This is a genomic window from Rhodococcoides trifolii (assembly GCF_014635345.1).
Classification (GTDB): Bacteria; Actinomycetota; Actinomycetes; order Mycobacteriales; family Mycobacteriaceae; genus Rhodococcoides; species Rhodococcoides trifolii.
This window is the reverse complement of the sequence record NZ_BMCU01000002.1, coordinates 478,350-492,648: the sequence shown is the minus strand read 5'-3', so window position 1 is coordinate 492,648 and position 14,299 is coordinate 478,350. Positions and strand designations below refer to the sequence as shown.

The window sequence follows — 14,299 nt, the reverse complement described above, 5'->3', positions numbered from 1 at the left end:
TTCCTGATAAACCACGGTCGAGTCGAGGATCCCATTGCGTCGGCTCGCACAGGACACGCTCTATGTACTACGCAGCGTAGACCAAAGCGGGCCGCTATTCCCTGCCGGGTCGACGTGGTGTGGCGTGCGCACCGTCCCCGAGGATCCGCACTCGGTGCGGCATACTCGACCGGGATCTACGGGGGCCCCGAACAAGGAATAGAGGACTGTAACTGTGTGTGGACTGCTGGGACTCTTGACGCCGAACGCATCCGCGGAGGATGTAGTCGACGCTGTCGGCAAGGCCAGCCACTGCATGCGGCACCGGGGCCCGGACGAGCCGGGGACCTGGCACGACGCCGATCTCGCCTACGGCTTCAACCGGCTGTCGATCATCGACATCGAGCACTCGCACCAACCTCTCCGGTGGGGACCACCCGAGAACCCCACCCGGTACGCGCTGACGTTCAACGGTGAGATCTACAACTACCTCGAGCTGCGCGACACTCTCGCCCGCGAGCACGGAGCCGTGTTCGCCACCGAGGGCGACGGCGAGGCCGTGGCCGCCGCGCTGCACTACTGGGGTGACGACGCGGTACGACGCCTGCGCGGCATGTTCGCCATCGCGCTGTGGGACACCGAGACGCGCGAGTTGTTCCTCGCGCGGGACCCCTTCGGCATCAAGCCGATGTTCTACGCGACCGGGCCCGGCGGCACCGCGTTCGGCAGCGAGAAGAAAAGTGTGTTGGAGCTTCTCGGGCCGCTGGGCTCGACGGAGGATCTGGACCCGCGCGCCATCGAGCACTACACCGTTCTCCAATACGTCCCCGAGCCGGAGACTCTCCACGCGTCGATCCGCCGGCTCGAGTCGGGGACGTTCGCCCGCCTCCGGCCGGGCGGATCCATCGAGCCGGTTCGCTACTTCCGGCCGACGTTCCCCATCCGTCCGTTCACCGCCGACTCGCAGGAGCGGCGCTACCGGGAAATTGCCGAGGCGCTCGAGGACTCGGTCGCGAAGCACATGCGTGCCGACGTGACCGTCGGCTCGTTCCTCTCGGGCGGCATCGACTCCACCGCCATCGCCGCGCTCGCGATGCGCCACAATCCGAACCTCATCACCTTCACAACGGGATTCGAACGCGACGGCTATTCCGAGGTCGACGTCGCAGCGGAGTCGGCTGCGTTGATCGGTGCCAAGCACATCGTCCGTGTGGTGGGACCCGAGGAGTTCGCCGCCTCGATTCCCGAGATCGTGTGGTACCTGGATGATCCGGTGGCAGACCCGGCTCTCGTGCCGCTCTACTTCGTGGCGAAGGAAGCGCGTAAGCACGTCAAGGTCGTGTTGTCGGGGGAAGGCGCCGACGAGCTCTTCGGCGGTTACACCATCTACCGGGAACCGTTGTCGCTCAAGCCGTTCGAAGCCCTGCCCGGCGGTCTGCGCAAGCTGGCCGGACGCCTCAGCGAGCGCATTCCCGACGGGACCCGCGGCAAGAGTCTGCTGAACCGTGGCTCGATGTCGCTGGAGGAGCGCTACTACGGCAACGCCCGCAGCTTCAACGACGCCCACCTGCGGTCGGTCCTGCGCGAATTCAAGCCGGAGTGGACGCATACCGACGTGACCGCACCGATCTACGCGATGTCCGCCGGGTGGGATCCGGTGGCGCGGATGCAGCACCTGGACCTGTTCACCTGGCTGCGTGGCGACATTCTGGTCAAGGCCGACAAGATGACCATGGCCAACTCGTTGGAGCTGCGCGTGCCGTTCCTCGACCCCGAGGTGTTCGCCGTCGCCGAACAGGTGCCGTTGGAGCAGAAGATCACGAAAACCACCACCAAGTACGCGCTGCGCCGCGCTCTCGACGGCATCGTCCCGGACCACGTGTTGAACCGAGCCAAGCTCGGTTTCCCTGTGCCGCTGCGGCATTGGCTGCGCGGGCCGGAACTGTTCGACTGGGCGCACCAGCAGATCGCCGATTCCGGCACCGATCATCTACTCCACAAACCGGCGATCACGCAGATGCTGAACGATCATCGAGAGGGCCGCGCCGACCACAGCCGGCGCCTGTGGACGGTGCTGATCTTCATGGTGTGGCACGGCATCTTCGTCGAAAGGCGGATCGTGCCCACCATTGCCGAGCCGACCTACCCAGTACACATCTAGGTCGGTCAGGAAGGCAAGATCTCGGCAATTTCGGATGCGACGTCGGATCCGTACGCGTCTCCGAGTCGCTTGACGGCGTCGTCGCGTACGAGCGTCCACTCCTGTGTTCCCGTCGTTTCGAGTACGAGCACCGCGACGAACGAGCCGAGCTGCGCCGCTCGTTCGAGCGACAAGCCACGGGTGCGGGCGTACAGGAATCCGGCGCGGAACGCGTCGCCGACGCCGGTGGGGTCGATCTTGCTGGTCTCCGGCACGACGCCGACGCGGACGTCGGTTCCGTCGGCACCGACGATTTCGACTCCGCGCTTGCCCAGCGTCGTGATACGCAGTTCGACCATCTCACGCACGTCGGAGTCGGTGAGTCCGGTCTTCTGCTTCAGCAGGCCCCACTCGTACTCGTTGGTGAACAGGTACTTGGCGCCGGTGATCAACGCACGTGCCTGATCCCCTGTCAGTCGCGCCAACTGCTGCGACGGGTCCGCTGCGAACGGCACTCCCGCGTCGCGGCACTGCTGCGTGTGCGTGATCATGCCGTCGGGATCGTGCGCGCCGATCAGCACCAGTTCCAGATCGTGCTTCGCGACGAGGTCGGTGATCGAGATGCTGCCCGACTCGCTCATCGCACCCGGGTAGAACGACGCGATCTGCGCCATGTCTTCGTCGGTGGTGCAGACGAAACGCGCGGTGTGCTGGGAGTCGGAGACCGCGACTGCGCTGCAGTCGACCCCGTTGGCTTCGAGCCAGGGCTGGTACTCGGTGGCGAAGTCGGCGCCCACCGCTCCCACCAGCAGTGGCGAACCGCCCAGGACTCCCATCGCATAGGAGATGTTTCCGGCCACACCGCCGCGACGGATCACCAGGTCGTCGACCAGGAAACTCAGCGACACGTGCGCGAGCTGATCGGCGAGGAACTGATCGGCGAACCGACCGGGGAAACGCATGAGGTGATCGGTGGCAATCGAACCGGAAACGGCGATGGTCACGAACGGGCCTTTCGATAGAAGATCGTCGTACACCCGCAGGCTACCCACTGTTCCGACAACAAATCACCGGCCCGCATTGCGGACCGGTGATTCGGAGGGGTTACGTCAGTTGAACGAGTCGCCGCAGGCGCAGGACCCGGTGGCGTTGGGGTTGTCGATCGTGAACCCCTGCTTCTCGATGGTGTCGACGAAGTCGATGGATGCGCCCTCGACGTACGGTGCACTCATCCGGTCGACGGCCAGCGTGACGCCGTTGAAGTCCTTGACCAGATCGCCGTCGAGCGAGCGATCGTCGAAGAACAGCTGGTATCGCAGGCCGGCGCAGCCGCCGGGCTGAACTGCGATGCGCAGCGCGAGGTCGTCACGACCTTCCTGGTCGAGCAGCGCTTTCGCCTTCGAGGACGCGGCCTCGGTCATGATGACGGCGTGGGTGGCCACGTCTTCGGTCGAGACGTCGCTCGTGGCGACATCGTTCTGCACAGTCATGGGCTCTCCCTATCGTTCGTACAAGACCCGCGAACAAGTCAACGGTACTCCCGCACCCTCTATTCCACACGCCGCCTCACCAGTCGGACGCGACGCGGGCCGCCAGAGCTGTGAGCTGGTTGCGTGCGTCGGACATCGCGACATCGACCGACCCTGCGAACTCGGTGACGGAATGCGCCGCGGTGACGCCGGCGTCCGCGACCTGCCGATCGGTGAGAACGACCTGACCGGCCAGCACGACGGTCCTGACGCTGAAGCGCCCACCGGCAGACGCGAGTGCGGTGACCAACTTCCCACGCAAGGATTGCGAATCGAACTTTCCTTCGCCGGTCAGCACGAGATCGACGTCACCCAGCACGGCGTCCTGGTCCGTGTATTCGGCGACCAGCTCGGCTCCCGACCGACGACGGCCGCCCAGAGCCAGGAGCGCCGCACCGATGCCCCCGGCAGCGCCGGCCCCGTCCCGCTCGTCCACGGCCTTCCCGGTCACGGCGCGCAGCACCTCCGCCCAATCCGCATTGCGGTCTTCGAGAACGTCGAGTGCGGCAGCGTCGGCACCTTTCTGCGGCCCGAAGACCGCGGCGGCGCCCAGTGGCCCGAGCAACGGATTCTCCACGTCGGACGCCACCACCAGCTCGACGTCGCGCAGCTTCGACATGGCTTCACCCAGTCCGCCCAGCGCCCGGACCATTCCGCGTCCGCCGTCGGTGCAGCTGCTTCCGCCCAGACCCACCACGACGGTCGTCGCGCCGGCGCCGAGTGCCGCGTCGATCATCTCCCCGACGCCGCGGCTGTGCGCGGACAGCGATGTCTGCGGGTCCGGTGCGCCGCCGAGCAACCCGAGACCGCACGCCTGTGCGACCTCGACGAACGCCGTGCTGCCGACCAGAAGCCACCGCGCATCGACCGAGTCGACAAGCGGCCCGCTGACGTACTCCGTCCGCACATCTCCTCCGCGGGTGGCGAGCACGTCGACAAATCCCGGTCCGCCGTCCGACTGCGGCATCAGCACCAGGTCGTCCTGCGGACGAGCCGAGGCCCACCCGTCGGCAATGGCGTGAGCTGCCTGTACGGCGGTGAGGGTCTCGCCGAAGGAATCCGGGGCAATCATGACTCGCATCGGAGGGATTTTAGGGCCGACCAACCTCGCGGGCACGGCGAGAAGTCGGACATCCGGTGTTCACCGGAGGGCAGTTGTCGAATAGCCTGGACTCCGTGAAGCTATTTCCCCTCGGAAGCTCCGACAAGTCGGAGAAGGTCGACCCGGAGATCACCGAGTCCTCGATCGAGGACACGGTGAACCTCGGCAAGGGTCGACCCACGCCGAAGCGCCGCGACGCCGAGGGCAGGCGACGCGGACCCGTCGCTCCGGCCCCCCTCACCGCGAAGGAAGCTCGAGCCCGCCGCAAGGCGACGCGCGGTTCGAAGGACGACCGCAAGCAGGCGTCGGCCGAGCGCCGGGCGGCGTCCGCCGAGCGTCGCGCGCGAATGCTGGCCGGTGAGGACAAATACCTCCTCCCCCGCGACAAAGGGCCGGTCCGTGGGTTCGCTCGCGACATCGTCGATTCCCGACGCAATCTCGTGGGTCTGTTCATGCCGCTTGCCCTGCTTCTCATCGTCGCCATGTTCCTGACGCCGGCGCTGCAGTCGATCGTCACGCTCGCGATGCTGATCATGATGGTGTTCATGGGAATCGACGGGTATCTCCTCGGCCGCCGCGTGAACAACCAGGTTCGTGAGCGCTTCCCGGACACCGCGGACGGCGGGTTCAAGCTCGGTTGGTACACGTTCGTGCGGGCGTCGCAGATTCGCAAGATGCGTGCACCGAAGCCGCGCGTCGGCGCCGGAGACGCGGTCTGACCGACGCATCGATGCGTTCGCTGATCCTCGGGGGCGCCCGCTCCGGTAAGTCCGCGCACGCCGAAGGGTTGGTCGCTCGCGCAGAGCCCGTCCGCTACGTCGCCACCGGAAGGCGAAATCCGTCCGACGACGACTGGAGTTCGCGGATCGACCGGCACCGCGACTCGCGGCCTGCCCACTGGCTGACCGTGGAGGTGGCCAGCGCCGCCGATCTCGTTGCGGTGCTGTCCGATTCACACCGAGGTCCTACTCTCGTCGACGACCTGGGGACGTGGTTGACCGGCGCGTTCGACGATCTGGCCGCGTGGGACAGCCCCCGCGGAACCGTCACGCCTGCGGTCGACGCCCTGGTGGACGTCGTGGCGCGGTACACCGGCGATCTCGTGATGGTCACTCCGGAAGTGGGACTGGGCGTCGTCCCGGAATCCGCGGCAGGGAGACTGTTCCGGGACGAGATCGGTTCTCTCAACTCGCGTCTTGCAGACCAGTGCGACTCCGTACACCTCGTCGTCGCCGGTCTTGCCGTCGAACTCAAATGAAAGGCCAACGGTGACAACGGATTCGGCTGACCTGTTCGCGCCGGTCGACCTACCCGACTCCTCCGCGGCTGCGGCCGCACGTGAGCGGCAGACCACCTTGACCAAACCCGCGGGTTCCCTCGGCCGCCTCGAAGCGATCGCGGAATGGGTGTCCGCGTGCCAGGGTCAGTGCCCCCCACAGGTGTTCGCACGCCCCCGAGTGGTCGTGTTCGCCGGTGATCACGGCGTCGCCCGCGCCGGTGTGTCCGCCTATCCGAGCGAAGTCACCGCCCAGATGGTCGCCAACATCCTCGGCGGGGGCGCTGCGGTCAACGTGCTCGCATCCGTCGCCGGAGCAAGTGTTCGGGTCGTCGACATCGCGGTCGATGCCGACACCGACGCGTCGATCTCGTCCTACAAGGTTCGACGGTCGAGCGGTTCGATCGACCGCGAGGACGCACTCACCCCCGACGAGACCACGGCTGCCTTCACCGCGGGCCGAGCGATTGCCGACGAAGAGGTGGACGGCGGTGCCGACCTGCTCGTCGCGGGCGACATGGGGATCGGAAACACCACGCCCGCAACGGTTTTGATCGCGTCTCTGACCGGCACGGAGCCTGTGGCCGCGGTAGGCCGCGGCACCGGAGTCGACGACGAGGGGTGGTCGCGCAAGACAGCCGCGGTACGTGACGCCATGCGTCGCGCTCGTCCGGTTCTCCGAGATCCCTACGCTCTCGTCGGCGCGGTGGGCGGAGCCGACTTCGCCGCAATGGCCGGGTTTCTCATCCAGGCCGCAGTACGCAAGACCCCGGTGATTCTCGACGGCGTCGTCGTCACCGCAGCCGCACTGATCGCGAACGACATCGCCGCGAACGCCAAGGAGTGGTGGATTGCGGGACACCGATCCACCGAGCCGGCACATTCGCTCGCGTTGACGCATCTGCGTCTCGATCCTGTCGTCGAGTTGTCCATGCGACTGGGAGAGGGTTCCGGTGCGCTGATGGCTCTGCCGATCGTCACGGGGGCCGTCGCAACCCTGGGCGCCATGGCGACCTTCGCCGACGCCGGTGTCAGTACCGAGGCGTAGTGCCACTGCCTGAACGATTCCGACCGGCCTCCGGCCTTCCCGAGGGCATCCGCCTCGCCACGTCGTGGTTGACCGTGCTTCCCGTCCGCGGGCCGGCGGACGTGAACCGCGATGCCGGTGGCCGAGCGATCACCGCAACGCCGGTCGTCGGTGCCGGACTCGGCGCCGTGGCGGCTCTCGTGGCCTGGCTGGGGACCGCCGCGGCACTGCCGGCCGTACTGGTGGGACTGCTCACCGTCGCCGCGCACGCCCTCCTCACTCGCGGGATGCACATCGACGGACTGTCGGACACGATCGACGGACTCGGGTGCTACGGACCGCCGGAGCGAGCGCAAGCAGTGATGAAGTCGGGAGGGGCCGGGCCGTTCGGCGTTGCCGCACTCGTGATCACGCTCGGCGCTCAGGGGGTTGCGATAGGTGAGCTCGCGAACCGCGGCTGGTGTGCGACGATCGTGATCGCGATGTTCACCGGCCGCGTCGCCGTGGTCGGCGCCTGCCGGGTCGGGGGGCACGCGGCCTCGCCCGACGGCTTCGGCGCTCTCGTGGCCGGAACTCAGCGTATCGGAGTCATCGCGTCCTGGACCGTCGCATCTGTCGCCGTTGCAGTGTTCGCCGTTCCCGGACGATGGTGGCAAGGCCCCATCGCCGTCGCTCTCGCGCTGGTGCTGGCATCACTGTTCGCGGCGCATTGCGTGAAGCGATTCGGCGGCTTGCCCGGCGACGTGCTGGGCGCCTGCATCGAGGTGACCACCACGGTGGTTCTCGTCGCCTGCCTGATCGGATGACGGTGGCTGTTCGAGAGGCGTCTTGCTTCCCGCGAGCCCTGTTGGGAACTCCGACAACCGGAAAACTCTCTGACCGGGCGGCCTCAGGGCGCGGGACGCAAGGTGCTCATCCACCCGTGCGTGTCCGCGAAAGTTCCGCGCTGAATTCCGGTCAACGTGTCCCGGAGCGCCATCGTCAACTCACCTGGCTCTCCCCCACCGATCGTGAACTCGCCTTCCGCGGACTTGACGCGTCCGACCGGGGTGATGACCGCCGCGGTTCCGCAGGCGAAGACCTCGGTGATCTCGCCGGAGTCGGCCTTCTTCTGCCATTCGTCCGTGCCGATCTTGCGTTCTTCGACCGCGAACCCGGCGTCGGTGGCCAGCGCGAGAAGTGATGACCTGGTGATGCCCGGCAGCAACGAGCCGGACAGCGAGGGGGTGACCAGACGTGCGTCCGGGCCACTTCCGAAGACGAAGAACAGGTTCATCCCGCCCATCTCCTCGACGTAGCGACGCTCGATGGCGTCGAGCCACACCACCTGATCACATCCTTCGTCGGATGCCTGAGCCTGCGCGAGGAGGGAAGCCGCGTAGTTGCCCGCGAACTTGGCCGCACCGGTGCCGCCCGGGGCCGCGCGCACGTATTCGGTCGAGAGCCACACGCTGACCGGCTTGACGCCCTGCGGGAAGTAGGCGCCCGCCGGTGAAGCGATCAGCATGTAGCGGTAGGAGTGCGCCGGGCGCACCCCGAGGCCGGCTTCGGTCGAGAACATGAACGGTCGCAGATACAGCGCGTCCTCCCCGCCCGCGACCGGCACCCACTCGTGATCGACCGCGAGAAGCTGCTGGATCGATTCGCGGAAGAGCTCGGCCGGGAGCTCCGGCATGGCGAGCCGGGCAGCGGACGTCTGGAGGCGCTCGGCGTTGTCGTCCACCCGGAAAGAGGACAGGCTTCCGTCGGGCTGCCGGTAGATCTTCAAACCTTCGAAGATTGCCTGCCCGTAGTGGAGAACCATTGCAGCAGGGTCGATCTCGAACGGTGCGTACGGCGTCACGACGGCGTTGTGCCATCCCTTGTCGACGGTGTAGTCGATGACCACCATGTTGTCCGTGAAGTACCGGCCGAACCCGGGCGCGGCGAGAACGGCCTCGCGCGCCGACGCGTCCAGCGGCGACGGGTGCGGCACGCGGGTGAATTCGAGAACGCCAGTCATGGGTTCATCCTAATCCACCTGCGATTTCGTCTTGGTGTCGACGAAAGGCGGCTTCACGACGTCGCACGCAACCGCCCGTCCGCGCACGTCCACCTCGACGACGTCGCCGACCGACACTCCGGCGGACGAGTCGAGCAGCGCGAGCGCAATTCCGGCCTTGAGCGTCGGGGAGAACGTTCCCGAGGTGGTGACGCCGACCGGCGTTCCGTCGCGCACCACGTGGAGATCGGGCCGCAGCACGCCGCGACCGCTGGCGCGAAGGCCGACCAACGTGCGCGGTGCTCCGCTCTCCTTCTGCGCCGCCAGTGCGTCGCGGCCCCAGAACGTGTCCTTCTTCCACCCGACGGCCCAGCCGCACCGGGCTTCGAGCGGCGAAATCGATTGTGAGAGTTCGTGACCGTGCAGCGGATATCCCATTTCCGTTCGCAAGGTGTCCCGCGCCCCGAGACCGGCCGGTTCACCGCCCGCGTCGCTCACAGCCGCCACCAGCGCGTCGAACAGCTGGCCACTGCCCTCCCACGACGGCAGCAGTTCGTACCCGTACTCCCCCGTGTAACCCGTTCGGCAGACTCGCACGGTCCCGCCGGCGAAGGGTGCGTCGGCGAAGCCCATGTACTCGAGATCGGTAGGCAGGCCGACGGCGTCGAGCACCGTCGCGGACCTCGGTCCCTGCACCGCGAACACACCGTAGGACCGGTGCAGGTCGGTCACGGTGACGCCGTCGGGCGCCCTCGCGATCAACGCGGCGACGATCTCGGCGGTGTTCGCGGCGTTCGGTACCAGGAACACCTCCTCCTCGCTCACCTCGTAGGCGATCAAGTCGTCGATCACTCCGCCGGAATCGGTGCAGCACAACGTGTACTGCGCTTTGCCCGGCGCGATACGCCCAATGTCATTGGTGAATGCGGTGTTCGCGAATTCCACGGCACCGGGCCCGGTGATGGACGCCTTGCCGAGGTGACTCACATCGAACAAGCCGACTCGCTCCCGAACGGCCACATGCTCTTTGACCGTTCCCGCATAGGACACCGGCATGGACCAGCCGCCGAATTCGGCAAATGTCGCACCGAGTGCGACGTGTCGGTCGTGGACTGGTCCCTGCAGCAATTCACCCATGGGGAGCAACGGTATCGGATGTGGGCAGGCCGACGGCCTGTCGGATTGTGGGCCTAGCATCGAAGATCACCGACGACTACGAGGAGACACACACGTGAGCACGCAGCAGTCCCGAACCCTCGGACCCGAGATCGCCCTGGCCGGTGCGATCGGCGCCAAGACCGACGTGGTGGTGGTCGGCTTGATCAAGGCCGACGACGGACTGCAGGTGGTCGGCGGGTCTCTGCTGAACGATCACGCCGCTGCTGTCCTGTTGGCGCTGAAGGCTGTCGGAGCGACGGGTCGCGCCGAGCAGATCACGCGTGTTCCCGCTCCGGCCGGGCTGGGTGCGACGAGTGTCGTCGCGGTCGGGCTCGGCACGGACGACGAGAGAAGCCCCGACTCGGTCCGCCGCGCCGCGGGCGTCGCGGCTCGGTCGTTGTCCGGTACCGATACCGCCACCACCACGCTGTCGACGCTCGACATCGGCGCCAGCGCCGAAGGCTTCTACCTGGGCGCGTACCAGTTCAGCGAGTTCAAGTCCGCCAAGAGCGCGCCGAAGGAGGACGCCGCACCGGTGCGCCGGATCGAACTGCTCGTGGACTCCCCGCGCAGCTCGGACGCGAAGTCCGCCCTTGCCCGCGGGCTCGCCATCGCCGAAGCGGTGGCCACTGCGCGTGATCTCGTGAACACCCCACCGAGTCACCTGTTCCCCGCGGAGTTCGCCGATCGGGCCAAGACGCTCGGCACCGAGGCCGGACTCGCGGTGCAGATCCTCGACGAGAAGGCACTGGAGAAGGGCGGCTACGGGGGCATCATCGGCGTCGGCAAGGGGTCGTCGCGGCCGCCCCGGTTGGTGCGGATGACCTACAAGGGCGGCAAGCGCGGAAAGCCGTCGGTGGCATTGGTGGGCAAAGGCATCACCTTCGACACCGGTGGCATCTCGATCAAGCCGGCCGCAGGCATGGAGAACATGACGTCCGACATGGCGGGTGCTGCCGCCGTCGTCGCCACCGTGGTGCTGGCCGCGAAACTGAAGCTTCCCCTCGACGTCACCGCGTGGGTTCCGATGGCGGAGAACATGCCGTCCGCCACCGCGCAACGGCCCGGGGACGTCTTGACTCAGTACGGCGGCACCACCGTCGAGGTCATCAACACCGATGCCGAGGGCCGTCTGGTGCTGGCCGACGCGATGGTCCGTGCGTGCGAGGAGAACCCCGACTACCTCATCGACACCGCGACGCTGACCGGTGCGCAGACAGTCGCTCTCGGCAACCGCACGCCCGGCGTGATGGGGACCGAGGTGTTTCGTGATCGGGTCGCCGTCATCTCGCAGACCGTAGGTGAGGACGCGTGGCCGATGCCGATGCCGAAAGAGCTGCGGGCCGATCTCGACTCGAAGGTCGCCGATCTCGCGAACGTCACCAACCACCGCTACGGCGGCATGCTCGCTGCGGCGCTGTATCTGAAGGAGTTCGTCGCCGAGGGTGTCCAGTGGGCACACATCGACGTCGCCGGCCCGGCCTACAACACCTCGGGTCCGCACGGGTACACGTCCAAGGGAGGCACCGGAGTTCCGGTGCGCACCATGTTCTCGGTGCTCGAGGACATCGCCGAGAACGGCTGATCACAGCCCCTGTTCGCGCCGCCGGATGATCTTCTGCCGGGCGTCGTGATCACGCATGCGCTGCGGGTACCCGACCTTGCGCACGTCGTACACGGGGATCTTCAGGTCTTCGCCCAGCTTGCGCGCGCCCTTGTCACCGCCGACGGCTCGTCGCGTCCACTCCCCGTCGGACGCGACGAGCACGACGGTCACCGGGGTCACGGTGGTCTCCGGTTCCACGTACGCCTCGACACCGATGTGCGATTGCGTCCAGTCGGCGAGGTGTTGACGGTCGACGGTACTGACACCGCCCTTGTTCCCCCGAGACCCCCGTCGCATCAATCTGCCGAACATTCCCACGTCGAGTCTCCTGTTTCGTCTACGGCGCTCGAACCAGTGTGCCAAACGACACGCTTGCACCCTCTGGACGCGAAGACGGTCGTCAAGTGACAGGATGGCTGCCGTGAACGGTTCGGTCTCTTTCGACAGCGCATCAGCGCACGAGCCCGTCACATTCACGCAACCAGCCACACAATGGGCTCGGCGCCAGCAGAATGGTTCACGACCACGAGTCGGCAACACCCACTTACAACTGTCGAGGAGTCAACAGACATGGCCTTCTCCGTCCAGATGCCAGCTCTCGGTGAAAGCGTCACCGAGGGAACTGTCACAAGGTGGCTGAAACAGGAAGGCGACACGGTCGAAGTCGACGAGCCTTTGCTCGAGGTATCGACCGACAAGGTCGACACCGAGATTCCGTCGCCGGTAGCCGGAGTCCTGACCAAGATCGTCGCTCAGGAAGACGACACGGTCGAGATCGGCGGTGAGCTGGCCACGATCGGTGACGAGGGCGACGCCCCCGCCGACGACTCCTCGTCCGACGATTCGTCTGCAGACGAAGCCCCCGCCGACGAACCCGAACCCGAGGAAGCCGACGCAGGTCCGTCCGACGAGGCGGAGAAGGCATCCGTCGAAGGCGAGTCCGAGGCCGAGTCGACCGACAGCGCTCCCGCGAGCAGCAGCGGCGGCGAGGGAACTCCCGTCACGATGCCCGAGCTCGGCGAATCCGTCACCGAAGGGACCGTCACCCGCTGGCTGAAGGCCGTGGGCGACGACGTCGCGGTCGACGAGCCCCTGCTCGAGGTCTCCACCGACAAGGTAGACACCGAAATCCCGTCTCCCGTCGCGGGAACTCTCCTCGAGATCACTGCGGAGGAGGACGACACGGTCGAGGTCGGCGGACAGCTTGCCGTGATCGGATCCGGATCACCCGCCGAAAAGAAGGCGCCCGAGCCCGAACCCGAGCCCGAGGCCAAGTCGGAGCCCGAGAAGAAGCCCGAGCCCGAAAAGAAGCCCGAGCCCGCGAAGAAGTCCGAGCCCGAGCCCGCGATGGCCGAGAAGACACCGGACGCCAACGAATCGAAGCCGGAGGCTCCGAAGGCCGACGCGAAGGCGGAGGCTCCCAAGGCGTCATCCGGTTCGTCCGAGTCCAGCCCGTACGTCACTCCCCTGGTTCGCAAGCTGGCGACGGACAACAACGTCGAACTGGGAACCGTCAAGGGAACCGGTGTCGGCGGCCGGATCCGCAAGCAGGACGTTCTCGCCGCCGCCGAGGCAGCCAAGGCTCCGGCGGCCGCACCGGCGAAGGAAGCTCCTGCAGCCGCTCCGGCGCCGCAGAAGTCTGCTCCGGCAGCGTCGGCCGGCGTCCGACCGGAACTGGCACATCTTCGCGGCACCACGCAGAAGACGAATCGGATTCGCCAGATCACGGCGAAGAAGACGCGTGAGTCGCTCCAGACGTCTGCTCAGCTGACGCAGACGTTCGAAGTGGACATGAGCAAGATCTGGGCACTGCGGGCAAAGGCGAAGGCCACGTTCAAGGAGCGAGAGGGCGTGAACCTCACGTTCTTGCCGTTCTTCGCGAAGGCGGTCGTCGAGGCGCTGAAGGTTCACCCGAACGTCAACGCCAGCATCGACGAAGACAAGAAGGAAATCACCTACTACGACTCCGAACACCTCGGAATCGCAGTGGACACCGAGGCCGGTCTGCTTTCCCCGGTCATCCACAACGCCGGTGACCTGTCGCTCGGCGGCATCGCTCGCGCCATCGCCGATCTGGCCAACCGTGCACGGTCCAACGGTCTCAAGCCGGACGAGCTTGCCGGTGGCACCTTCACGATCACCAACATCGGCAGCCAGGGTGCGTTGTTCGACACGCCGATTCTGATCCCGCCGCAGGCGGCGATGCTGGGAACCGGCGCCATCGTCAAGCGCCCGGTCGTGGTGAAGGACGACTTCGGCAACGAGTCCATCGGTATCCGCTCGATGTGCTTCCTGCCGATGACGTACGACCACCGTCTGGTCGACGGCGCCGACGCCGGTCGTTTCCTGTCGACGATCAAGCAGCGGCTCGAAGAGGGAGCGTTCGAAGCGGACCTCGGTCTGTAGGCTCGTTCCTACGGCACAACGCATGGTGAGGGCATCACCTACGGGCATCACGGCCGTGGGTGATGCCCTCCCTGCGTAGGACCGAGAAGGCGTTC

At 66.8% G+C, this 14,299-nt stretch carries 13 protein-coding genes; 7 read left to right on the top strand and 6 right to left on the bottom strand.

Translation table 11 applies throughout. The annotated features are described in order from the left end of the window. Positions 1–214 precede the first annotated feature (214 nt). Complete coding sequence (gene asnB / locus IEW02_RS09495) at positions 215–2,140, top strand: asparagine synthase (glutamine-hydrolyzing) (RefSeq protein ID WP_188544558.1); 1,926 nt, start codon at positions 215–217, stop codon at positions 2,138–2,140. Between the two features lie 5 nt (positions 2,141–2,145). Here asnB and IEW02_RS09490 read toward each other — a convergent pair whose 3' ends face one another. The 3 genes from IEW02_RS09490 to IEW02_RS09480 form a co-directional block, all read right to left on the bottom strand. Beyond that, positions 2,146–3,123 carry a carbohydrate kinase family protein gene (locus IEW02_RS09490; RefSeq protein WP_188544557.1) on the bottom strand — a complete coding sequence of 326 codons (978 nt, stop codon included), beginning with the start codon at positions 3,121–3,123 and terminating at the stop codon, positions 2,146–2,148. 105 nt (positions 3,124–3,228) lie between these two features. After that, entirely contained in the window at positions 3,229–3,609 is a 381-nt protein-coding gene (locus tag IEW02_RS09485; RefSeq protein ID WP_188544556.1) for a HesB/IscA family protein, read from the bottom strand. 76 nt (positions 3,610–3,685) lie between these two features. After that, complete coding sequence (locus IEW02_RS09480; protein ID WP_188544555.1) at positions 3,686–4,729, bottom strand: glycerate kinase family protein; 1,044 nt, start codon at positions 4,727–4,729, stop codon at positions 3,686–3,688. Positions 4,730–4,824: 95 nt separating this feature from the next. Here IEW02_RS09480 and IEW02_RS09475 point away from each other — a divergent pair, with 95 nt between their 5' ends. The 4 genes from IEW02_RS09475 to IEW02_RS09460 are packed head-to-tail and all read left to right on the top strand — an operon-like array spanning position 4,825 to position 7,859. Beyond that, on the top strand, positions 4,825–5,469 hold the full coding sequence (locus IEW02_RS09475; protein ID WP_188544554.1) for a DUF3043 domain-containing protein: 645 nt from the start codon (positions 4,825–4,827) through the stop codon (positions 5,467–5,469). Positions 5,470–5,480: 11 nt separating this feature from the next. Further along, on the top strand, positions 5,481–6,008 hold the full coding sequence (locus IEW02_RS09470; RefSeq protein WP_188544553.1) for a bifunctional adenosylcobinamide kinase/adenosylcobinamide-phosphate guanylyltransferase: 528 nt from the start codon (positions 5,481–5,483) through the stop codon (positions 6,006–6,008). Between the two features lie 10 nt (positions 6,009–6,018). Beyond that, positions 6,019–7,074, top strand: coding sequence for a nicotinate-nucleotide--dimethylbenzimidazole phosphoribosyltransferase (gene cobT / locus IEW02_RS09465; RefSeq protein ID WP_188544552.1), 1,056 nt, complete (start codon positions 6,019–6,021; stop codon positions 7,072–7,074). Next, positions 7,074–7,859, top strand: coding sequence for an adenosylcobinamide-GDP ribazoletransferase (locus tag IEW02_RS09460; RefSeq protein WP_229745911.1), 786 nt, complete (start codon positions 7,074–7,076; stop codon positions 7,857–7,859). Before cobT ends, IEW02_RS09460 begins: the two co-directional genes overlap by 1 nt. A gap of 83 nt (positions 7,860–7,942) precedes the next feature. Here IEW02_RS09460 and IEW02_RS09455 read toward each other — a convergent pair whose 3' ends face one another. Both IEW02_RS09455 and gcvT read right to left on the bottom strand, forming a co-directional pair. Next, positions 7,943–9,055 carry a branched-chain amino acid aminotransferase gene (locus IEW02_RS09455; protein WP_188544551.1) on the bottom strand — a complete coding sequence of 371 codons (1,113 nt, stop codon included), beginning with the start codon at positions 9,053–9,055 and terminating at the stop codon, positions 7,943–7,945. Positions 9,056–9,064: 9 nt separating this feature from the next. Then, positions 9,065–10,171 carry a glycine cleavage system aminomethyltransferase GcvT gene (gene gcvT / locus IEW02_RS09450; protein ID WP_188544550.1) on the bottom strand — a complete coding sequence of 369 codons (1,107 nt, stop codon included), beginning with the start codon at positions 10,169–10,171 and terminating at the stop codon, positions 9,065–9,067. Between the two features lie 94 nt (positions 10,172–10,265). On the opposite strand from gcvT, the gene IEW02_RS09445 reads away from it, so the two are divergent. Continuing rightward, positions 10,266–11,777 carry a leucyl aminopeptidase gene (locus IEW02_RS09445; RefSeq protein ID WP_188544549.1) on the top strand — a complete coding sequence of 504 codons (1,512 nt, stop codon included), beginning with the start codon at positions 10,266–10,268 and terminating at the stop codon, positions 11,775–11,777. Here the strand turns inward: IEW02_RS09445 and IEW02_RS09440 are convergent, their stop codons facing one another. Continuing rightward, positions 11,778–12,116, bottom strand: a complete 339-nt coding sequence (locus tag IEW02_RS09440; protein WP_188544548.1) for an oxidoreductase — start codon at positions 12,114–12,116, stop codon at positions 11,778–11,780. A gap of 252 nt (positions 12,117–12,368) precedes the next feature. Between IEW02_RS09440 and sucB the strand changes: the two genes are divergently transcribed. Then, positions 12,369–14,204 (top strand): 2-oxoglutarate dehydrogenase, E2 component, dihydrolipoamide succinyltransferase, encoded by a 1,836-nt coding sequence (gene sucB / locus IEW02_RS09435; protein ID WP_188544547.1) that lies wholly within the window; start codon positions 12,369–12,371, stop codon positions 14,202–14,204. The last annotated feature ends 95 nt before the right edge of the window (positions 14,205–14,299 follow it).